The sequence below is a fragment of the Actinomycetospora lutea genome (assembly GCF_028737205.1).
GTDB classification, from domain to species: Bacteria; Actinomycetota; Actinomycetes; order Mycobacteriales; family Pseudonocardiaceae; genus Actinomycetospora; species Actinomycetospora lutea.
Window position 1 is genome coordinate 47,713 of sequence record NZ_JAQZAL010000023.1, and the last position, 19,780, is coordinate 67,492.

19 protein-coding genes are annotated in these 19,780 nt (G+C 73.5%); 6 read left to right on the forward strand and 13 right to left on the reverse strand.

Annotated features, from left to right (window positions below):
- Nucleotides 1-8: 8 nt before the first annotated feature.
- Entirely contained in the window at nt 9-554 is a 546-nt protein-coding gene (locus tag PHK61_RS23080) for an antitoxin (protein ID WP_274283364.1), read from the reverse strand.
- A gap of 308 nt (nt 555-862) precedes the next feature.
- Here PHK61_RS23080 and PHK61_RS23085 point away from each other — a divergent pair, with 308 nt between their 5' ends.
- Complete coding sequence (locus PHK61_RS23085) at nt 863-2,329, forward strand: serine/threonine-protein kinase (protein ID WP_274283365.1); 1,467 nt, start codon at nt 863-865, stop codon at nt 2,327-2,329.
- Nucleotides 2,330-2,338: 9 nt separating this feature from the next.
- Here the strand turns inward: PHK61_RS23085 and PHK61_RS23090 are convergent, their stop codons facing one another.
- Together PHK61_RS23090 and PHK61_RS23095 are read right to left on the reverse strand one after the other, a co-directional pair.
- On the reverse strand, nt 2,339-2,677 hold the full coding sequence (locus PHK61_RS23090; RefSeq protein WP_274283366.1) for a DUF397 domain-containing protein: 339 nt from the start codon (nt 2,675-2,677) through the stop codon (nt 2,339-2,341).
- Nucleotides 2,678-2,742: 65 nt separating this feature from the next.
- Nucleotides 2,743-3,645, reverse strand: a complete 903-nt coding sequence (locus PHK61_RS23095; RefSeq protein WP_274283367.1) for a helix-turn-helix domain-containing protein — start codon at nt 3,643-3,645, stop codon at nt 2,743-2,745.
- A gap of 120 nt (nt 3,646-3,765) precedes the next feature.
- Between PHK61_RS23095 and PHK61_RS23100 the strand changes: the two genes are divergently transcribed.
- Nucleotides 3,766-4,194, forward strand: coding sequence for a hypothetical protein (locus PHK61_RS23100; RefSeq protein ID WP_274283368.1), 429 nt, complete (start codon nt 3,766-3,768; stop codon nt 4,192-4,194).
- Here PHK61_RS23100 and PHK61_RS23105 read toward each other — a convergent pair.
- Nucleotides 4,191-6,548 (reverse strand): glycoside hydrolase family 65 protein, encoded by a 2,358-nt coding sequence (locus PHK61_RS23105; RefSeq protein ID WP_274283369.1) that lies wholly within the window; start codon nt 6,546-6,548, stop codon nt 4,191-4,193. The genes PHK61_RS23100 and PHK61_RS23105 overlap by 4 nt on opposite strands.
- A gap of 90 nt (nt 6,549-6,638) precedes the next feature.
- Between PHK61_RS23105 and PHK61_RS23110 the strand changes: the two genes are divergently transcribed.
- The 3 genes from PHK61_RS23110 to PHK61_RS23120 are packed head-to-tail and all read left to right on the forward strand — an operon-like array spanning nt 6,639 to nt 9,607.
- On the forward strand, nt 6,639-7,619 hold the full coding sequence (locus PHK61_RS23110; protein ID WP_274283370.1) for an aldo/keto reductase: 981 nt from the start codon (nt 6,639-6,641) through the stop codon (nt 7,617-7,619).
- Nucleotides 7,620-7,644: 25 nt separating this feature from the next.
- Nucleotides 7,645-8,469: an IclR family transcriptional regulator gene (locus PHK61_RS23115; RefSeq protein ID WP_274283371.1), complete on the forward strand. Its 825-nt coding sequence runs from the start codon at nt 7,645-7,647 to the stop codon at nt 8,467-8,469.
- 10 nt (nt 8,470-8,479) lie between these two features.
- Nucleotides 8,480-9,607: a 5-methyltetrahydropteroyltriglutamate--homocysteine S-methyltransferase gene (locus PHK61_RS23120; RefSeq protein ID WP_274283372.1), complete on the forward strand. Its 1,128-nt coding sequence runs from the start codon at nt 8,480-8,482 to the stop codon at nt 9,605-9,607.
- A gap of 409 nt (nt 9,608-10,016) precedes the next feature.
- Here the strand turns inward: PHK61_RS23120 and PHK61_RS23125 are convergent, their stop codons facing one another.
- Nucleotides 10,017-10,757, reverse strand: coding sequence for an iron-sulfur cluster assembly protein (locus PHK61_RS23125; RefSeq protein WP_274283373.1), 741 nt, complete (start codon nt 10,755-10,757; stop codon nt 10,017-10,019).
- Nucleotides 10,754-11,800 (reverse strand): amidohydrolase family protein, encoded by a 1,047-nt coding sequence (locus PHK61_RS23130; RefSeq protein ID WP_274283374.1) that lies wholly within the window; start codon nt 11,798-11,800, stop codon nt 10,754-10,756. Before PHK61_RS23130 ends, PHK61_RS23125 begins: the two co-directional genes overlap by 4 nt.
- A gap of 162 nt (nt 11,801-11,962) precedes the next feature.
- On the opposite strand from PHK61_RS23130, the gene PHK61_RS23135 reads away from it, so the two are divergent.
- Nucleotides 11,963-12,655: an NAD(P)H-binding protein gene (locus PHK61_RS23135; protein WP_274283375.1), complete on the forward strand. Its 693-nt coding sequence runs from the start codon at nt 11,963-11,965 to the stop codon at nt 12,653-12,655.
- Nucleotides 12,656-12,671: 16 nt separating this feature from the next.
- Here PHK61_RS23135 and PHK61_RS23140 read toward each other — a convergent pair whose 3' ends face one another.
- From PHK61_RS23140 to PHK61_RS23170, 7 genes are all read right to left on the reverse strand, one after another.
- Nucleotides 12,672-13,625 (reverse strand): glycine betaine ABC transporter substrate-binding protein, encoded by a 954-nt coding sequence (locus tag PHK61_RS23140; RefSeq protein ID WP_274283376.1) that lies wholly within the window; start codon nt 13,623-13,625, stop codon nt 12,672-12,674.
- Between the two features lie 176 nt (nt 13,626-13,801).
- Nucleotides 13,802-14,824: a glycine betaine ABC transporter substrate-binding protein gene (locus PHK61_RS23145; protein WP_274283377.1), complete on the reverse strand. Its 1,023-nt coding sequence runs from the start codon at nt 14,822-14,824 to the stop codon at nt 13,802-13,804.
- A gap of 78 nt (nt 14,825-14,902) precedes the next feature.
- Nucleotides 14,903-15,721 (reverse strand): ABC transporter permease, encoded by an 819-nt coding sequence (locus PHK61_RS23150; RefSeq protein ID WP_274283378.1) that lies wholly within the window; start codon nt 15,719-15,721, stop codon nt 14,903-14,905.
- A complete protein-coding gene (locus tag PHK61_RS23155) occupies nt 15,718-16,779 on the reverse strand; it encodes an ABC transporter ATP-binding protein (protein ID WP_274283406.1) in 1,062 nt (353 codons plus the stop codon). The genes PHK61_RS23150 and PHK61_RS23155 overlap by 4 nt, the downstream gene beginning before the upstream one ends.
- A gap of 52 nt (nt 16,780-16,831) precedes the next feature.
- Complete coding sequence (locus PHK61_RS23160) at nt 16,832-17,518, reverse strand: ABC transporter permease (protein ID WP_274283379.1); 687 nt, start codon at nt 17,516-17,518, stop codon at nt 16,832-16,834.
- Nucleotides 17,515-18,516, reverse strand: a complete 1,002-nt coding sequence (locus PHK61_RS23165; RefSeq protein WP_274283380.1) for an IclR family transcriptional regulator — start codon at nt 18,514-18,516, stop codon at nt 17,515-17,517. The genes PHK61_RS23160 and PHK61_RS23165 overlap by 4 nt, the downstream gene beginning before the upstream one ends.
- 357 nt (nt 18,517-18,873) lie before the next feature.
- Nucleotides 18,874-19,632: a DUF6474 family protein gene (locus tag PHK61_RS23170; protein ID WP_274283381.1), complete on the reverse strand. Its 759-nt coding sequence runs from the start codon at nt 19,630-19,632 to the stop codon at nt 18,874-18,876.
- Nucleotides 19,633-19,780: the final 148 nt, after the last annotated feature.

Genomic DNA, 19,780 nt, shown 5'->3' on the forward strand with positions numbered 1-19,780 from the left:
GACCCGGGTCACGACTGCGGCGGGCGCGGCCAGTCGGCCGAGTCGTCGCGCGGCGGATGCGTCGGACGGCCCGGGTCGGTGGGCGCCTCCGACGGCGGCGTGGCGGCCGGCGGGCCGACGGGACCGGTCGGCGGCTCCGTCGTGGCCGACGCGCCGGGGGCGGTGGGCGTCGCGCCGGGCGGCGTGCTCGACGGGCCGGTGGCCGGACCGGCGCCCGCGGGACCGGTGGTCGTGGGGCCGGTGGCAGTGGGACCGGTGGCGGTGGGGCCGGTGGCCTGCCCGGGGCCCGGGGTGCCGTCACCCGCCGCGGCGCCGGGCGCCTGCGGCTCGCCGGTGCCCTGCTTGGCGGCCCAGCCGACGCCCTCGCCGGCCTTCGCCTCGGCCTTGCCGATCTGCTCGGAGTACTTGCCGCCGGTCTTCTGGTCGACCCAGCGGGCGGCCTTCCCGATCGCGCCGAGGATGCTCTGCTCGTTGTCGGCGACCTTCTTGCTGGCCGTGTCGCGCAGGTCGTTCGCGAACTGCTTGCCCTGCTGGACGTAGTCGTCGCGGCTCATGGGTCCTCCGTGATGACCGGTGATGACCGGTGGTGACCAGGGTTCGGGATCGAACCGTACCCGCGTCGCCACCCGCCCCACACCCGTGCGCGGACGCCCCCCGGGGCGCCGGTGGTATCGCCCGGGGAGGCCTCTGCGGCAGGGTGGCCGTCGGACGCGGCGAGCGGGCCAGGCACGATGGGCAGGCACCCCGGACATCTCGGGGCCGCCCGGATACGTTCGGACTCGGGACGGACGAGGGACGGGCGAGGGACCGACGAGACGGAACCGGCGACCGCCGGAGCACCGGAACGAGGAGGCGCGCGGGCGTGAGTTCGACGGAGGCGGGCCCGCCGCCCACCGTGGGTGGAGGGCGGTACACCCTCGGCGACCTCATCGGCCGCGGCGGTGCCGCCGAGGTCTTCCGGGCGCGCGACGAGCTCCTAGGCCGCGACGTTGCCGTCAAGCTCTTCCCGGCCGGCGTCGGCGAGGCCGACGAGTCCCGGCGCCAGCGCGAGGTCCAGACGCTCGCCGGGATGAACCACCCCGGCCTGGTGACGATCTACGACGTCGGCCAGGAGCGCGACCGCGCCTACTTCGTGATGCAGCTCATCGAGGGCGAGTCCCTCGCCGACCGCATCCGCAGCGGCCCGCTCGCGCTCGGCGACGTCGTCGCCCTCGGTTCGGCCCTCGGCGACGCGCTGACCTACGTGCACCGCCACGGCGTCGTGCACCGCGACATCAAGCCCGGCAACGTGCTGCTCGACACCGACGGGCGCCCGCACCTGTCGGACTTCGGCATCGCGGTGCTCGCGGACGCCACCAACATCACCGCCACCGGCATGGTCATCGGCACCGCGTCCTACCTGTCGCCGGAGCAGGTGCGCGGCCAGCAGGTCGGGCCGGCCTCCGACGTCTACGCGCTGGGCCTGGTGCTCCTCGAGTGCATCACCGCGCGGCGCGAGTACCCGGGCAACGCGCTCGAGGCCGCGGTCGCCCGCCTCCACCGCGCGCCCGAGATCCCGGCGGACCTGCCGGCGCCGCTGGGCAACCTGCTCGCGGCGATGACGCTCGACGAGCCCACGGAGCGCCCGAGCACCGAGCAGGTGGTCGGCGAGCTGCGGATGATGGCCCGCGAGGCCGGGATGGACGCCCAGACCGTGCTCGCCCCGGCGCCGGTCACCGGCAGCGGCGCGATGCGCACCACCGCGATGGGCCCGGGCCCCGGCGCGACCGCCTACGCCCCGATGGGGGGCGCCACGACCAGCGGCCCGACGCGCCACATGGGCACCCCTCCGGGTGGCTACGCCCCGGCGGCCTACGGCGCCACGGGCGCGTACGGCGCCGCCGACCCGACCGCGCTCGTCGGCCCCGACGACCCCCGGACCGCCGGCGGCCAGGCCCCGCAGCGCCGGGGTCGGCGGGCGGCGATCGTCGCGCTGCTGGCGCTGCTGCTCGCCGGCGGCGTCGGCGGGTACCTCCTGCTCTCCAACCAGGAGGAGGCGGCGCCGCCCGCGCTGCCGCCCGCCCCGCCGGTCTTCTCGTCGAGCACGACGACCACCACCGAGCAGGAGACGACCACCCGCTCGCGGCGCACGACCACCGAGGCGCCCACCACGACGACCGTCGCCCCGCCGCCGGTGGTCCCCACCACGCGGACGACGACCACGACGACGGCGGCACCGAACCCCGGTGGCGGCGCCGGGGGCGGCGGCACCGGCGGTGGCGGCACGGGCGGCGGAGGCGGCGCCAACCCGCCCGGCGGCGAGGACGGGGACCCGCTCACCCCGGAGTGAGCGGGCTGCTCAGCCCGCCGGCGCGCCGAACTCGCCCGCGAGCACACCGCGCCGGAACGCGACCCACTCGTCGTCGCGGAAGCGCAGCACCGCGCCCGACGAGTGCTCGCGCACCCGGCGTCCGTCACCGTCGTCCGGCGTGACCTCGACCGCGCCGTTGGCGGACGGGGCGTCGCGGGCGACCTCGTCGAGGAACGCCGTCCAGGCGGGCCCGTCGAGGTGGAGCACCGCGCCCTCGCCGTGCTCCTTGGTGTCGCGCAGACAGGTCGCGCCGTCGGCCTCGAGGACCTCGACGCAGCTCGCACCGTTCGAGCTGAAGCTGGAGGTCCGCCATCCGTGTTCGATCATGGATTCGTCTCCTTGCACCGTGGGGAGCGATGCGGCCGCGGCACGGCGCCGGGGCTCGGGGGGCCTCAGGGGCTCAGCGCAGCGCGCCGGTCGCGGATCACCTCGAGGGAGGCGTCGTGCGGCAGCGCTGCGGAGCGGAGTCTGGCAGCGGCGGTGCGGTATCCGCCAATCCGGTCGGGATCCTGGACGTAGACCGCTCCGTCCTGGAACTCCACGTAACCGATCGATCGCGCAGCGTCGAAATCGAGCAGCGTGAACTCGCCGTCGAGCCCGTCGTGCACGGCCACGGCCAGCGGCATCACCCGGATGCTGACGTTCTCCTGCTCCGACAGCCTCAGCAGGTGCTCGAGCTGCTCGGCCATCACCGCCGGGCCGCCGACGAGACGGTCGAGGATCGTCTCCTCGATCACCGCCTCGTAGTGCAGCGGCCGCGCGGTGTCGTGCAGGCGCTGCTGGCGCGCGAGGCGCAGCGCCACGACGCGGTCGACGTCGACGACGGGCACGCGCAGCGCGTCGGCGAGCAGCGCGGTGGCGTACGCGCGCGTCTGCAGCAGCCCGTGCAGCAGGAGCGGCTCGTAGGCGAACGCCGCGGTCGCCAGGCCCTCGACGCCGACGAAGGTGCGCAGCCAGTCGGGCACGACGTCGGCGAACGGCGCCCACCACGTGCCGCGGTCGGCGGCCGAGGCGAGCGAGGCGAGCCGTTCGACGTCGGCGACCTCGGCGCCGTAGGACCGCAGGAGCCGCGCGACCTCGTCGGGCCGCTGCTGGTTCTTCCCCTGCTCGAGATAATTGATCTTCGCATGGGTGCAGTCGAGCACCCGGGCCGCGGCGGTCTGGGTGTGACCCGCGCTCTCGCGCGCCGACCGCAGCTCGTGCCCGATCAGCCAGCGCAGCGCGCTGGGGTCGGACCGGTCCGGTCCGCCACCCCCGCGTCGTTCCGTCTCCCCCGCTTCGGCGGTGCGATCCACGCCCCGCGTACCTCCTGCAGCCCCCTGCGACACCGCCGGTCGGCGCCGGTCGACCGAAGGGTAGCCACCTGTCACGACACCAACCGGTGAACTACTCTTTCCTCTACATGTAATTGCGCCGTGAACGACGTGGAGGCCGCGGTGTCCGACCCCTCCGTCGATCCGCTCCCGCGAGCGACCGGCGCCCCGGCGGTGCCGTCGACCCCCGGCGAGGCCACGTGGATCCTCCCCGCCGAACCGGTCGGCGGGACGACGACCACCACCGCCACCGGGCACCGCGCGACGCTCACGCACTGCCGGTGCGGGCTGCCGGTCGGCGGCGAGGGCTACGACGTGTCGGTCGATCCCGAGCCGCCCGACCTCGTGACGGTGACCGTGCTCGGCCAGGTCCCGGGCGTCACCCGCTGGGACCGGGGCGCCGACGGGCTCTGGCACGCGGCCCGCACGCGCTACCAGGCGCCGACGCCCCCGGTGCCCTGGCGCGCACTCGGCGTCTGCTCCGCGCGCCGGCGCCACCGCATCGTCCCGGTGACACGACTCGATCGCTAGGCGTGCCGGCGGAAGAGCGGCGCCCGCCCGGGCGGCTGCTCGACGTCACCGACCGCCGGCGCGGGCGGCACCTCCCGCGTCGCCGGCTCGGCGGACGTCAGCTTGACGTCCTCGCCGTGGTGGCCGATCTCGAGGTCGTCGCCGCTCTCGAGCGTGTAGGTCGCCTCCGCGCTCTCGATCGCGACGTGCAGCGAGCGCCCCCGCCACTGGATGCGGAACCGCAGGCCGGAGAGCGCCTCGGGCAGGCGCGGCGCGAAGGTGAGCCGCCCGTCGTGGGTGCGCATGCCGCCGAGCCCCATGACGATCGAGGTCCACGCGCTGCCCATCGCCGCGAGGTGCACGCCGTCGCGGACGTTGTGCTCGAGGTCGGCGAGGTCCATCTGCGCCGACTCGCACAGGTAGTCATAGGCGAGGTCGAGGTGGCCGGTCTCGGCGGCCATCACCGCGAGCGTGCCGGGGGAGAGCGAGGAGTCCCGGACGGTGACGCGCTCGTAGTAGACGAAGTTGTCGTACTTCTGCTGCGGGGTGAAGGCGTCCGGGCACTGCACCATCGCCAGCACGAGGTCGGGCTGCTTGACGACCTGCTTGCGGTAGAGGTCGAAGTACGGGTAGTTCAGCAGCAGCGGGTAGTTCTCCTCGGGCGTGTGCTCGAAGTCCCAGACGGCGTGCCGGGTGAAGCCCTCGCTCTGCTGGTGCACGCCGAGCGCCTCGTCGAACGGGATCACCATCGAGCTCGCGGCCGAGCGCCAGCTCGCGATCTCCTCGGGCGACACGTGCAGCCGTTCGGCCTCGCGGGGCCAGCGCACCGCGGCGTCGGCGGCGCCGCGCAGGTTCTTCTGCGCCATGAGGTTGGTGTAGACGTTGTTGTCGGCCACCGCGGAGTACTCGTCGGGGCCGGTGACGCCGTCGATGCGGAAGGCGCTGTCGCTGTCGTGGTGGCCCAGCGAGCGCCACAGCCGCGCCGTCGCGACCAGCAGGTCGACGCCGATCTCGCGCTCGAAGGCCTTGTCGTCGGTGGCGGCCACGTAGCGCATCACGGCGTCGGCGATGTCGGCGTTGACGTGGAACGCCGCGGTGCCGGCGGGCCAGTAGCCCGAGCACTCCTCGCCGTTGATCGTGCGCCAGGCGAACGCCGCGCCCTCGAGGCCGAGGTGGGCCGCGTGCGCGGTGGCGACGTCGAGCGTGCTGTGCCGCCAGCGCAGGGCGTCGGCGGCGGCGCGCGGCTGGGTGTACATGAACACCGGCAGCACGAACGTCTCGCCGTCCCAGAAGCTGTGGCCGTCGTAGCCCTGCCCGGTGAGGCCCTTGGCGCCGATCGCGCGGTGCTCGGCGCGCGCCCCGGCCTGCAGCACCTGGAACAGGCAGAAGCGCAGGGCCTGCTGCAGGCGCGGGTCGCCGTCGATCTCGAGGTCGGCCTTCGCCCAGAACGCGTCGAGGTACTCCCGCTGCGCGGCGAGCAGGCCGTCCCAGCCGGTGTAGACCGACGCGTCGAGCGCGGCCTCGACCTGGTCGACGATGGCGGGCTGGGAGCGCTGGCTCGACCAGCCGTAGGCCATGTACTTGACGACGCGCAGCGTCTGGCCGGGCTTCAACCGGGTGATCACCGTGGTGCGCCCGACGTTGTTCGAGCACGAGCTCGTGACCTGGGCGTCGTCGGGCCCGTAGACCTGGTGCTCCATGGCCGCGCCCACGCGCAGCTCGGAGCGCCGCGTCTGGTGGGTCATCCGCGCGCCGTGGGTGGAGTTGGAGTGGTGCTCGGGCACGAGCACGTTCTGCAGCGCGGCCGCGACGCGCGGGTCGCCCTCGATGACGGGCATCTGCTCGTTGGCGAAGAGCTCGGACTGGATGACGAGCAGCGCCTCGGAGCCGGCGTCCTCGGGCACGCCGACCTCGTAGGAGATCGCGGCGACCGAGCGCTGCGAGAACGACACGAGTCGCTCGGAGGTCACCGTCACCCGCTGGCCGTTGGGCGAGACCCAGTCAACGTGGCGGGTGAGCGTGCCGGCGCGCATGTCGAGCGTGCGGTGGTGGGCGAGCACCTGGCCGTAGCGCACGTCGAGCGGCTCGTCGTCGACGAGCACCCGGATGAGCTTGCCGTTCGGCACGTTGACCAGCGTCTGGCCCTCGTCGGGGTAGCCGAACCCGCCCTCGGCGTGCGGCAGCGGGCGCGACTCGTAGAACGAGTTGAGGTAGGTGCCCGGCATGGCGTGCGGCTCCCCCTCGTCGAGGTTGCCGCGCATGCCGACGTGGCCGTTGGCCAGCGCGAACAGCGACTCGGTCTGCGGCAGCGCGTCGAGGTCGACGTGCGGCTCGTGCACCGTCCACGGGTCGACGCGGAACGGGTTGCTGATCACGGGTTCTCCTCGTCCACGACGCGGCCACCGAGGTGGCGGGTCGGGCGGAGCGTAGCGGCGGGTCTCCGGGGCCCCGCCTACGGTGGAGCCATGGCCGCCCGCGTCCGCATCCCCCGCTCGGAGCTCGAGGTCCACCCGCTCTGCCTCGGCGGCAACGTCTTCGGCTGGACCGCGGACGCCGCCGTGTCGGCCGCGGTGCTCGACGCCTACACCGAGGCGGGCGGCGACTTCGTCGACAGCGCCGACTCGTACACCTGGCGGGTCGAGGGCAACACCGGCGGCGACTCCGAGCGCGTCCTCGGCGACTGGATGGCGGCCCGCGGGGCGCGCGACCGGATGGTCGTCGCCACCAAGGTCGGCTCGTGGCCGGAGCGCCCGGGGCTGTCGCCGGAGAACGTCCGGGCCGCCTGCGACGACTCGCTGCGCCGCCTGCGCACCGACCACATCGACCTCTACTACGCCCACCGCGACGACCCGGACACCCCGCTCGGGGACGCCCTCGGCGCCTTCGACGAGCTCGTGCGCGCCGGGAAGATCCGCTACGTCGGGCTGTCGAACTTCTCGGCCGAGCGGCTGACCTCGGCGCTCACCGTCGCCGACGAGCACGGCCTCGCCCGGCCCGTCGCGCTGCAGCCGCACTACAACCTCGTCGAGCGCGCGGTCTACGAGGACGAGCTGGCCGACGTCGCCGCTGCCGCCGACCTCGGCGTCATGCCCTACTTCGCGCTGGCCAAGGGCTTCCTGACCGGGAAGTACCGCCCGGGCGACCCGGCGCCGGACACCAGCGGCCCGATGGCCTCGGCCCGCGCCGGCGGCGCCGTCGCGTACCTCGACGACCGGGGGACGCGCGTGCTGCGCGTCCTCGAGGAGGTGGCGGGCGCGCACGCCGTGCCGATGGCCGCGGTCGCGCTCGCCTGGCTCGCCGCGCAGCCGACGGTCACGGCGCCGATCGCGTCCGCCCGCACCGTCGAGCAGCTGGCGACGATCCTGCCGATGGCCGACCTCGCGCTGGCGCCCGACGAGGTCGCCGCGCTCACCGAGGCGTCGGAGGACACCCGACTGGCGGGGTGAGCGCCCCTCGGGTTTCGTAGGAGGTGTGAGCGCGCTCTCCTCGGTGCACCGCGCCCTGCAGGTGCTCGAGGTCGTCGCCGCGGCCGGCGACGGGATCAGCGCGAAGGCCGTCGCCCGGCGGCTCGAGTACAACCTCTCGACGACCTACCACCTGCTCGACAGCCTCGTCTCCGACGGCTACCTCGTGCGCCTCGAGGAGCCGCGCGGGTTCGGCCTCGGGCCCAAGCTGCCCGCGCTGCACGACCGCCTCCTCGCCCAGCTCCCCGTGCCGCGCGGGCTGGGCGGCATCCTCGGCGAGGTGCACGGCACCGCCGGCGCGGGCGCGCTGTACGCGGCGTTCCGCGACGACGACGTCGTGGTCGTCGGGCACGACGACTGCGCCTCCCACCCCGTGCCCGTGATCTCGGCGTGGCGCGGGGCCCTGCACGCCACCGCCGTCGGGAAGCTCTGGCTCGCCGAGTCCGCGGCGCCCGCGCGGCGCGCGATCCTCGACCGCGACGGCCTGCCCTCGCACGCCTACCGCACGATGACCGACCCCGACGCGCTCGAGCGCGAGCTGGACGCGGTGCGCCGGCGCGACCTCGCGGTCGACCGCGGCGAGTTCCGCGAGCGCCTGGCCTGCATGGCCGCCCCGGTGCGGGTGCCGTCGCCCGGCGGTCCCGTGCTCGTCGGTGCCGTCGCGGTGTCCGTCCCGGTGGTCCCCGCCGGCGGCCCCGGCAGCATCGCCGACCGGCGCGACCGCCTCGAGCGCGCGGTCCGGGAGGGTGCCCGCCGCCTGTCCGTGGCGCTGCAGGATCCCGTTTCCACTGGGTGGGACGACGGCGGGCCCGGGGCGGTGCGCCGCGGATAACCTGCGGCGCATGAGTGCCCGGACCAGCGCCCCGTTCCGCGCCGACCACGTCGGGAGCCTCCTGCGCCCGCCCGCCCTGAAGCAGGCCCGCGACGACCACGCCGCCGGGCGCATCGACGCCGACGCGCTGCGTGCCGCCGAGGACGAGGCGATCCGGGAGGCCGTCGCCCTGCAGGAGGGCGTCGGCCTGCAGAGCGCCACCGACGGCGAGTTCCGCCGCACCTCGTGGCACATGGACTTCCTCTACCAGCTCGACGGCGTGACCTCGTCGAAGGACTCGTCGGTCGAGGTGGCGTTCCGCAACGCCTCGGGCGACCTGACCTTCGCCGCGATGTCGCTGGTGATCGACCAGCGCATCGGGCTCTCGCGCACGATCTTCGGCGACGCGTTCGAGACGCTGGCGTCGTTCACCACGACCGCGGTCCCGAAGCTGACGATCCCCTCGCCCTCGATGCTGCACTACCGCCTCGGCGGCGCGCCGGTGCACGAGGGCTCGCCCTACACCGAGCCCGACGAGTTCTGGGCGGACCTCGCGGCCGCGTACCGCGAGGAGGTGTCGCGGCTCTACCAGCTGGGCGTGCGCTACCTGCAGCTCGACGACACCTCGCTGGCCTACCTCAACGACCCGGCGCAGCGCGAGTCGATGGCCGCTCGCGGCGAGGACGCCGAGCACATGCACGAGCGCTACGTCGCCACGATCAACGAGGTCCTCCGCGACCGCCCCGACGACCTGCGGGTCACCACGCACATGTGCCGCGGCAACTACCGCTCGTCCTGGGCGGCCGAGGGCGGCTACGACTACGTCGCCGAGACCGTCTTCGGCGGGCTGCAGATCGACGGCTTCTTCTGCGAGTACGACGACGCGCGCTCGGGCGACTTCTCGCCGCTGCGCTTCGTGCCCCGCGGCGACCAGCAGGTCGTCCTGGGCCTCGTCACCACCAAGACCGGTGAGCTCGAGGACCCGGACACACTCAAGCGCCGCATCGAGGAGGCGACGAAGTACGTGCCGCTCGAGCAGCTCTGCCTCTCCCCGCAGTGCGGCTTCTCCTCGACGGTCGAGGGCAACGACCTCACCGCCGACCAGCAGCGCGCGAAGCTCGACCTCGTCGTCTCCGTGGCCCAGGACGTCTGGGGCTGAGCCGCGCGGGTTGCCCTTGTCGCCGCGAATGCGCTGTTCGCTGCTTCTCTGCGCGCAACGTTCCGTTCGCTCGAGCGTTGGGCGTACCCCGGACTGCGCTCAGGCTGCGGCGACGACCCGCAGATCAGGGCAGGGACGCGAGGCCGCGAGGCGGGAGGAGCCCCACAGCTCCTGCGTCACGGCCGCCTTGTCCGCGCGGAGCCGCCGCGCGGGGCAGGCGCGCGGTGCGCTCGATCTCCACGAACGCCGACGAGGTGCGCTGCCGCCCGGCGTCGACCAGGGGATGCCGCGGAACGGTAGCGAGCCCGTCAGGGCCTGTGGACGCATGCGGGCGATGTGGGCGGCGCGCGGCGCGGTGATGCGGGGAGCGCAGCACTCGCCCTCCGGAAAGCAGGCGAGCCCGGGGCGGTCAGACGCCGTAGCGGGCGGCGAGCTGTCCCCGGCAGATGCTCGTGTTGGCGTCGACGCCGACCTGGTACGAGCGCGCCTTGCGCAGGTGCAGCGGGAGGGCGTCGACGCCGACCGTGGCGCCGGAGGGGTCGACGACGAGCGGGTCGCCGTCGTCCGCTGGGATGCCGAGCTCGCGGCGCCGGGCCCGCAGGCGCCGGAGGTCGGCGCTGTCCGGCGCGTCGCCGAGGGTCATCGCAGCCACCTGCTCCGGCGTCGCCCCCTCCCGCATGATCGGGCGGACGACGAGGTCGGTGCCGGCCATGAGCGCGCGCTCGGTGAACGTGCGCCGCAGGTCGTCGAGCTCCGCGACGGCCTCGCCGACCTCGGTGCCCGCCATCGAGCCCACGAAGCCCGCCCGCGCGGCGACGCCGGCGTTGATGGCGTCGGAGGCGAAGTGGTCGGCGAGCGTCACGTCGGCCCGGGTCACGCCGTCGACGGCGGAGACCGCGTCGTGGGCGTCGGCGACCATGAGGAAGGCGAAGTTCGGGGCGCAGAAGTAGGTGGGCAGGCGCAGCGACACGTGCGCGACCCCGTCCGACACGGAGCAGGATCCCACGAAGTCCAGCGAGACGACGTCGCTGTCGAGCTCCGGGTCGCGGACGGTGCGCAGCGCCTCCCACACCCGCGCCGCCAGGCCCGTCGCGGCCGCGGCGGCGGCGGCGTTGGACCCGAGGGCGCGGGTGTCGGAGAGGAGCGTCATGCCTGGGCCACCTCCCGCTCGTCGACGAGCTGGGCGCCCTCGCCCTCCCGGATCTCGCACTCGACGGGCACCGGGATGTCGTAGAGCTTGGCCGCGTTCAGGCCCAGGATCTTCTTCTTGCCGTTGGTGTCGAGGCGGGGGTAGTCCTCGTACTCGGCGCTGTCCGGGTAGTCCCAGTCGACGAGGCCCTCGACCTGCCACTTCGGTTCCCAGATGTTGTAGTCCGAGCCGAAGGTCATCTTGTCCTCGCCGACCCAGAACAGCAGCTCGCCCATCACCTTCGCGAAGAAGCGCGGGCGCGCGTGCATGAGGCCACCCAGCACGACCGAGAGGCCGGCATAGACGTTGGGCTCCTGCGTCGCCATGAAGCAGAAGTCCTCGATGCGCGGCAGGCCCACGTGCTCGACGATGAAGTTCAGGCCCTGGAAGTCGGTGGCCGCGTGGTCGACGTCGGAGACGTCGAACGCGTCCTTGTCCAGCGGCCAGATCGTCGGGCCCTTGTGCACGTGGATGTTCTTGATGCCCAGTTCCTGGGCGCGCTCGAGGAAGCGGTAGCACTCGGGGTCGGAGAGCTTGAAGCCGCGCGAGTCGCCGTTCCACTCCGCGGTGTAGAGCTTCGCGCCCATCGGCTGGTACCGCTCGACGTTCGCCTCGAACTCGCGCATCCCGGCGTCGCCGTCACGCGGGTCGAAGCGCGTGTTCACGCGGAACTTCTCGGGGTGCTTCGTCGCCAGCTCGCCGTTGCGCTCGCTGGTGTTGAAGCCGTCCTTGTACCACTCGCGCAGGTAGGTCGACTGGAAGATCGCGACGTCGACGTGGCCCTCGTCGAAGACCTCGCGCATCAGCTGCTCCTCGGAGACCTTCTGGAACTCCTCGAGCGGCTGGTGGGTCTCGGCGGGACCGAGCGACTGGTAGGCGTGGAAGCACTCGATCCAGCCCTTGGCGTACTGCTCCGCGCCCTGCACCCAGTTCTCGGGCGACGCGTCCCAGTAGTGCATGTGGGAATCGACGACGAAGTACTTCTCACCGTTCTTCTCGTACACGGAGACGGCCTCCCGAGGCTGCGCGGTCGCGGTGGTGTGTGGTGGTGGCCACGCGGTCCACATCACACGTGATGGTTCGGTGGTGGGCAACCCCATGATTTCCGCCCATCGCCGAAACGGACTAATCGGACAGCACCGGGAGGCCCGCGTACGGTCGGCGGCATGCGCATCGTCATCGCGGGCGGACACGGGAAGATCGCGCTGCGCCTCGAGCGGCAGGCCGCCGCCCGGGGCGACGCCCCCGTCGCCCTCATCCGCGACCCGGGCCAGTCCGACGACGTGCGCGACGCCGGCGCGGAGCCGGTGGTCGCCGACCTCGAGGCGATCGGTTCCGGGGAGCTGGCCCAGCACCTGACCGGCGCGGACGCCGTGGTGTTCGCCGCCGGGGCGGGGCCGGGCAGCACCGTCGAGCGCAAGGGCACCGTCGACCGCGACGCCGCCCTGCTCCTCGCCGACGCCGCCGCCGCGGCCGGGGTGCGGCGCTACCTGCTGGTGTCGGCGATGAACATCGACAGCCCGCCGGCGCCCGAGGACGACGACTCCGTGTGGGCCCACTACCTGCGCGCGAAGAAGGCCGCCGAGGAGGCCCTGCGCGCGCGGGGCGACCTCGGCCTCACGATCCTGCGCCCCGGCCGGCTCACCGACGACCCGGGCACCGGGCTCGTGCGCCTCGGGCCGGTCGGTGGCCAGCCGCCCGTGGGCTACGGCGAGGTGACCCGCGACGACGTCGCCGCCGTGCTGCTGGCGCTCCTCGACGCCCCGGCGACGGTGGGCGCCGTGCTCGACCTCGTCGGGGGCACGGTGCCGCCCGCGCAGGCGGTCGCCGCGCTGAGCGGGGCGAACGCGCCCCGCTGACACCGGCGACGAGCACTCAGCCGATCAGCCCCTGCTCGCGCAGGAACGACCGCGCGACCTCGTCGGGGCTGCGTCCGCCGACCGAGACGCGCTCGTTGAGCTGGCGCATCACCGGCTCGGTGAGCGTCGGCGCGAGCATCCGGCCCAGCAGGGCGAGACGGGGCGCGCGCGCCATGACGTCGCTGCGGACCGTGAGCGCCGCGTTGTAGGGCAGGAAGTAGCCGCGGTCGTCGACGAGCGTCGAGAGCCGCAGCGGGTTGAGCCGGCCGTCGGTGGCGAACACCTCGCCGAACGTGCACGGGTTCGCCGCCGCGACCGCGTCGTAGATCTGGTCGATCTCGCGCGTGTCGAGCGCCTGGTCGCCGAGGGGGATGTCGTAGGTCGCGAGCAGCCCCTGCAGGCCGTCCTCGCGGCCGGTGAACTCCTGGTCGACGCACAGCGTCCCCTGCGGCGACCCGGAGCGGACGAGCGCCGCGAAGTCCGAGAGCGTCCGGACGCGCAGCCGCTGCGCGATGTCGGTGCGCACGCCGATCGCGTAGGTGTTGTTGAAGGGCGTGGGGTCGAGCCAGGTGACCTGGTTGCCCATGTCCGCGACACGCACGGCGTCGTAGAGCGCCAGCGGGTCGGCGATCGTCGACTCCTGGGACAGGTACAGGCGCCAGGCGGTGCCGGTGTACTCCCAGTACATGTCGATCTGACCGCTGGTCAGGGCGGCGCGGACGTTGGCCGAGCCCTTCGTGTCACAGCGGTCGATCACGGTGGCCCCGCTCGACTGGAGCAGGGCGATGGTCATCTTGCAGAGCACGATCTGCTCGGCGAACTCCTTGCCGCCGACGGTCAGCGTCTGCCCCGTGAGGTCGACCTCCTGGGCGAAGCTGCCCGGCGGGGTCAGTCTGCGGTCGTCGGAGCAGCCGGCGAGCAGGGCGGCGACCAGCGCGACGAGGGCGATCAGGACCGGGGGTCGGGGCACGGGCGTGGCGCCTTCGTCTCGGAGCGGATGCCGGATCAGATGCCGGATCAGATACCGGAGCGGTTGCCGGAGCGGTCGTGGACGGTCGTCGGCCGCGACGACGACGGCCGGCCGGGGTCCGAGGACCCGCGACCGGCCGCCGCCGTCGTCACACCGTCAGAGGCGTCATCGTGGGCTCACTGGCCGCCGATGAATCCCTGCTGCTGCAGCCAGCGGGTGGCCACCTGCTGGGGGTCCTGCCCCTGCGAGGAGACCTGCCCGTTGAGGTCCAGCATCACCTCGTTGGTCAGTCGGGGCGTGATGGCCTCGAAGATGCGGGCGACGCTCGGGTTGCGGTCGAAGACCTCCTTGCGGAAGGTCGGCGACGCGTTGTACTGCGGGAAGTAGTTCTTGTCGTCCTGCAGCGTCACCAGGTTCAGGCCGGGGATGCGGCCGTCGGTGGTGAAGACCTCGCCGAAGTTGCACGGGTTGCCGTTGGCGGTGGCCTGGTAGATGGCGCCCGTGTCCAGCGTGTTCAGCCCGGGCGGGCCGGCCGGCGGGTTGGTGACCCCGTAGGTCCGGAAGAGCCCGGCGAGGCCGTCGTCACGACCGGCGAACTCGGCCTCCACGCAGAGCGTGGCGGCCGGGTTGCCGCTGTTCATGAAGTTGCCCCAGTCCGTCAGCGTCCGCAGGTTGTTCTGGTCGGCGAACGGACGGGTCACCGCGATGCCGTAGGTGTTGTTGAACGGCGACGGCGGCAACCAGACGATGTTGTTCTGCGCCAGGTCGGCATCCCGGGTGGCGACGTACTGCTGCTCGGAACCCGGGATCGGCGCGGCGTTCTTCAGGTGCGTGATCCAGCCGGTCCCCGTGTACTCCCAGTACATGTCGATCTGACCGCTGGTCAGCGCGGCGCGGGTCGCGGCGGTGCCGGTGATGTTGCAGCGGTCGTTGACCGTGGCGCCCACCGACTGCATGGCCGCGATGGTCATCTTGCAGAGCACGAGCTGCTCGTCGAACTCCTTGCCGCCGACCGTGTAGGTCTGGCCGGCGAGGTTGATGCCGCTGGCCGCCAGGCTGCCGCCCTGGGCCTGCGGCTGGCCGCTGCCCGACAGGCCCCCGCAGCCGGCGGCCAGCAGGGCTGTGGCAGCGAGCGTGACCGCGCCCGCCCGCCAGCCGGAACGACGACCGGAACGGTCGCCGCGGAATGTCCACCGCACAGTGTTCTCCTTATCCTCCGGGGTTGGCCGGGCCTCGCGGGCGGGGCGGACGGCCGAGAGAAATCTCGAGGCCCGGCCTCAGCCGGACCGGGACACGACGACGCGTTCGACGACGCCGGCGAGCCAGTCGATGAGCAGGGCCAGCGCGGCGATGATGCCGCCGGCCACGAGCAGGACGTTGATGCGGTTGAGGCGCAGGGCCTGCTGGACGAGCTCGCCGAGGCCACCCGCGCCGATGTAGCTCGCGAGGGTGGCGGTGCCGACGTTGAGCACCAGCGCCACCCGGAGGCCGGCCACGATGACCGGCACGGCGAGCGGGATCTCGACGCGGAACAACGTCTGCCGGGCCGACATGCCCATGCCGCGTGCCGCCTCGATGAGCGACTGGTCGACCTGCTGCAGGCCGATGACCGTGTTGCGGAGCACGGGCAGCAGGGCGGCCAGCGTGAGGCCGATGACGGCGGTGGTGACGCCGAAGTCCAGCCAGAACGCCATGAGCAGCAGCACGCCGAACGGCGGCAGGGCCTGCGCGAAGCCGCCGACGGCGAGGACCGGGCCCTGCGCCTTCCGCGCGCCGCGCCGGCTGAGCGCGATGCCCAGCGGCACCGCGATGACCAGCACCAGGACCGTCGACAGGAAGGCGAGCCAGAGGTGCTGGCGGAGCAGGCCCGCCACGTTGTCGGCCGCCAGCACGCGCTCCTCGATCGTGTCGAGGTCGCGCGTGGAGATGTAGAGGAACAGCAGGAGCAGCAGCAGGAGGATGATCACCGGGAGGATGACCAGGTCGTAGTGCTGCATCCACAGCCGGGCGAGCCTGCCGCCCTCCTGCTTGCCCTCGACCTCCTCGACGGCTTCCTCGGCCTGGACGTTGACCGTCCCCTGTGTCGCGGTGCTCATGCGTGACCCTTCCGCGTGCGCAGACCGCCGACGAGGTCGTTCCAGTGCAGGACGCCCTGCGCGCGGCCCTCCTCGTCGACGACCGCGACCAGCGAGGCGGAGCCGTCGAGCATGACGTCCACCGCGTCGTAGACCGTGCCGGAGAGCGGCACCGTCACGAGCGGCACCGCGGCGGCGTCGCCGCCGGGCAGGTGGCGCCACGACACGGGCTTGCCGGACCCGTCCACCTCGGCCACCGCGACACCGTTGCGGCTGTCGGCGGCCTTCTCGTCGGTCTCGATCGGGTGCAGCTCGAGGTGGGCGAGCTCCACCAGGCTCAGCCGCCGGACCGCCGCCCCGCCGCCGACGAAGTCGGAGACGAAGTCGTTGGCGGGCCGGGTCAGGATGGTGTCGGGGTCGTCGTACTGCTCCAGCTTCCCGGTCGCGAACACGGCGATCTTGTCGCCGAGCTTCACGGCCTCCTGGAGGTCGTGGGTGACGAACGCGATCGTCTTGCCGACCGTGCGCTGGATGTCCAGGAACTCGTCCTGGAGGCGGTCGCGCGTGATCGGGTCGATGGCGCCGAACGGCTCGTCCATGAGCATGACCGGCGGGTCCGCGGCGAGGGCGCGCGCGACGCCGACACGCTGCTGCTGCCCGCCGGAGAGCTGGCGCGGGTAACGGTCGCGGAAGGTCGAGGGCTCGAGGCCGACGAGGTGGAGGAGCTCGTCGGCACGCGCCCGGATCCGCTGCTTGTCCCAGCCCAGCATCTTCGGGACGACGCCGATGTTGTCGGCGATCGAGAAGTGCGGGAACAGGCCGCCCTGCTGGATGACGTAGCCGATCTCCCGGCGCAGCTGGTCGCCGTTGACGTGCGTCACGTCCTTGCCGTCGAGCAGGATGCGGCCCGCCGTCGGCTCGATGAGCCGGTTGATCATCTTGAGCGTCGTCGTCTTGCCGCAGCCCGAGGGGCCGATGAGCATGACGATCTCGCCCTGCGGGATCGCCATGTCGAGCTGGCTCACCGCGGGTGCGTCGCTGCCCGGGTAGATCTTCTCGACACCCTCCAGGACGATCATGTCGGACTTACCGGCGCCCTCGGGCGTCTCGACGACGGGCTGGTCTGTGGTCTCAGACACGGATCCCCCTGGGGATGGTCAGGCGCTGGACGATGGCGAAGAAGATCTCGAAGACGGCGGCCACGATGAGGCAGAACAGCGTGCCCGTGAGGACCTGGTAGAACGAGTTCGCCGCGCCGATGCGGGAGATCCCGTTGAGGAGCAGGATGCCGAGGCCGGGCCCCTGGACGACGGCGCCGACCACGGCGATCGAGATCGAGATCAGCGTGGTGACGCGGATGCCGTTGAGGATCACCGGCCAGGCGAGCGGCAGCTGGATGGTGAGCAGCCGGCGCATGCGGCCGTAGCCGAGCCCGCGGGCCGACTCGAGCACGGCGCGGTCGACGGTGGTGAGTCCCGCGACGGTGTTCCGGAGCACGGTGTAGAGCGTGTAGACGGTGAGCACGATGATCGCCGTCGTGACCCCGAGTCCCGTGAACGGGAGGAACAGCGCGTAGAGCGCCAGGGAGGGCACCGTGAGCAGGGCGGCGGTGAAGACCAGCCCGCCCTCGCGCACACCGGCCGCGAACCAGTCGAACGAGAACCGCCGCGGATCCGGCTCGCCGGTGGACACCGCGAGGCCCAGCGCGACGCTGATCGCGGACCCGAGGCCCACGGCGATGAGGACGACCAGGAAGTGCGCCTGGGTCAGGAAGACGATCTGCTGCGCGTTGCTGGTGAGATAGTCCAGGTAGTTCACGACGCTCCTCTCTCGGGAGCAGGGGGGGTGGACAGGGGGGACACGTCGTGCGGCGGGCCGGGCGGTCCGGCGCGAGCGGTGGCGCGCCCGGCCGAGCTCACCGCTCCCGCCCCCAGGGACCGGGACAGGTCGTAGGCCGCCCGCAGCACCGCGGCGCGGACCTCGTCCAGGACGGGATCGACGCGCGACTCGGGGCCGCTCACGCCGAGGGCGGCGACCACGGCGCCGCTGCTGTCGCGCACGGGGGCGCCGAGGGAGAGCAGGCCGCGGTCGGTCTCGTGGCGGGCCAGCGCCCAGCCGCGGCGGCGCTCGTCGGCGACCCGGGACACCAGCTCGTCGAGGGACCGCGGTGCCGCGGGGCCGGCCGGCCCGAGGCCCTCGGGCACGATCACCCGGGCGATGGCGGCCGTGTCGAGGTCGAACAGGAGTGCACGCCCGGTGGCAGTACACGACAACGGCCCCGTGCGCCCCACCCACCCCGCCGCGCGCAGCTCGCTGTCCGGCGCGGCCGAGGCGATCGTCATGACGCTGCCGCCGCTGCGGATGCCGACGTCGACCCGCTCGCCGAGCAGGGCGGCCTCGCGCGCGACGGTGGCGTCGGCCTCGTCGCGCAGCCGGCGGTCGACCGCCGTGGCGCCGATCGCGAACAGGCGGGTGCCGATCCGGTAGCGCAGGGAGCCCGGCTCGCGGTCGACGTACCCGGCGTCGGCGAGGAGCTTGAGCAGGCGCGAGACCTGCGACTTGTCCCGCCCGAGCTGGCGGGCGATCTCGACGACCCCCAGCGACGACGGGCCGCCCGGGGTGCCGAGGAGGTCGAGGACGTCGAGCGCCCGGTTGACCGGGCCGCCGGCCTCGTCACGGGGGCGTCGCCCCCGCGGGGCGGGTGTGCTCGGGGCGGGTGCGGCGGGAGCGGGGTCCTTGGCGCCGATCGCGGCGGGCGGGGCGGACGACCGGGGTGCGGGCGTGTCGGGCGCCCCGGTGCGCGCGCGAGGGCTCACGACTCGCCCCCCTTCCCGTCACCCCGTCCCGTGCCCCCTTGGATCGGGGCGTCTGCGGCAACGGGCGTTGTCTCAGCGACAACGACTGCGGGGACAGTAGGCGGGGAGCGTGCAGGTTGTCACCCCGTAGGTCGGACATTCGAGGGATGTTTCCCTGCCGGGTGTGGACGCGGTGGGTGACCAACGTCCGCCCGGAGGGCACCGGGGAATCGGATCCCGGCAGCTCCGTGCCCGGTGTCACCCTCGTCCGGGCGCTGACGAGCCCGTCGTCTCACGAGCAGTGACGACGTGGGTGTGTCGAGATCGTGATGTGCTCCGACGCCCCGGTGGTAGCCCGTTCGGGGGAGGCGCGACGGGTCAGCCCGAGGACGTGGTCCCCCGGGGGCCGCTCACCGCGGTCCGGGGGTTGCCCCCGCCGACGCCCCACAGGGCGAGCAGGCGGTCCTCGATGCGCTCGAGCTCACCGGCCACGGCGACGTGCGCGCTGCGACGCCGGCTCGCGGGCATCTGCTCGGCGGCGCGCACGGCGGACTCCAGGTCGCTCAGGCGCTGCTCGGCGTCCTCGACGAACGTGCGGACCTCGCCCGCGCGGGCGTCGTCGCCCCGGCCGTGGCGCGTGCGCAGATCCTGGGCGGACAGGGCGATGTGGTGCACGCGCGCGTAGAGGGCGGCCCCGCGGCCGGTGAAGTCGACGAGCTCGTCGGGGGCGACGCCGAGCTGGCGGGCCCGGTGCGCGTCCCAGCGGTCCCGCGCCATGCCGACGGCCTGGTAGACGATCGGGGCGACCACGGGCACCACGATCCGCGCGATCCCGATGTAGCGCTTGACCTTCGCGCCGGTGACCGGGTCGGAGACGGTGCCGGTCGGGTCGTCGTCCTCCGCCGCGTCCTCGGACTTCCAGCGCTTCTTCGCGGCCTTGAGGGTCTTCTTGTCGCCGAGGAGGGTCGCCTCCTGGGTCTCCGCGAGCCGCCGCTCGGCCAGCGACGCCCGGCGGCGCTCCTTCTGCGCCGCGACCGCGAGGTCCGCGGCCCTCTTGCTCACGACGTAGACGTCGTCGCCCACCTGCATGGCGTCCGCCTCCGTCGCGGGCCGCCCGCGGCGCCGCAGCAGTCCCATGGACCCTCCAGTCCTCGTGCCCGTGGCCTGTCGTGCGTCCGGGCGGATCGCCCGCACCCTAGTGGCCGCGGGCCGGGCCTCGGCGGTCCGTGATCCATCCGGGGCCCGGTGCGGCCCGAGTGCCCGGGGCGCCCACCTCCCACACCCG

What these genes read in the sequence shown, in the direction of transcription:
- PHK61_RS23080 (WP_274283364.1), bottom strand. Translation starts at nt 554, where the DNA reads ATGAGCCGCGACGACTACGTCCAGCAGGGCAAGCAGTTCGCGAACGAC.
- PHK61_RS23090 (WP_274283366.1), bottom strand. Translation starts at nt 2,677, where the DNA reads ATGATCGAACACGGATGGCGGACCTCCAGCTTCAGCTCGAACGGTGCG.
- PHK61_RS23110 (WP_274283370.1), top strand. Translation starts at nt 6,639, where the DNA reads ATGGCCGCCCGCGTCCGCATCCCCCGCTCGGAGCTCGAGGTCCACCCG.
- PHK61_RS23120 (WP_274283372.1), top strand. Translation starts at nt 8,480, where the DNA reads ATGAGTGCCCGGACCAGCGCCCCGTTCCGCGCCGACCACGTCGGGAGC.
- PHK61_RS23125 (WP_274283373.1), bottom strand. Translation starts at nt 10,757, where the DNA reads ATGACGCTCCTCTCCGACACCCGCGCCCTCGGGTCCAACGCCGCCGCC.
- PHK61_RS23135 (WP_274283375.1), top strand. Translation starts at nt 11,963, where the DNA reads ATGCGCATCGTCATCGCGGGCGGACACGGGAAGATCGCGCTGCGCCTC.
- PHK61_RS23150 (WP_274283378.1), bottom strand. Translation starts at nt 15,721, where the DNA reads ATGAGCACCGCGACACAGGGGACGGTCAACGTCCAGGCCGAGGAAGCC.
- PHK61_RS23155 (WP_274283406.1), bottom strand. Translation starts at nt 16,779, where the DNA reads ATGATCGTCCTGGAGGGTGTCGAGAAGATCTACCCGGGCAGCGACGCA.
- PHK61_RS23170 (WP_274283381.1), bottom strand. Translation starts at nt 19,632, where the DNA reads ATGGGACTGCTGCGGCGCCGCGGGCGGCCCGCGACGGAGGCGGACGCC.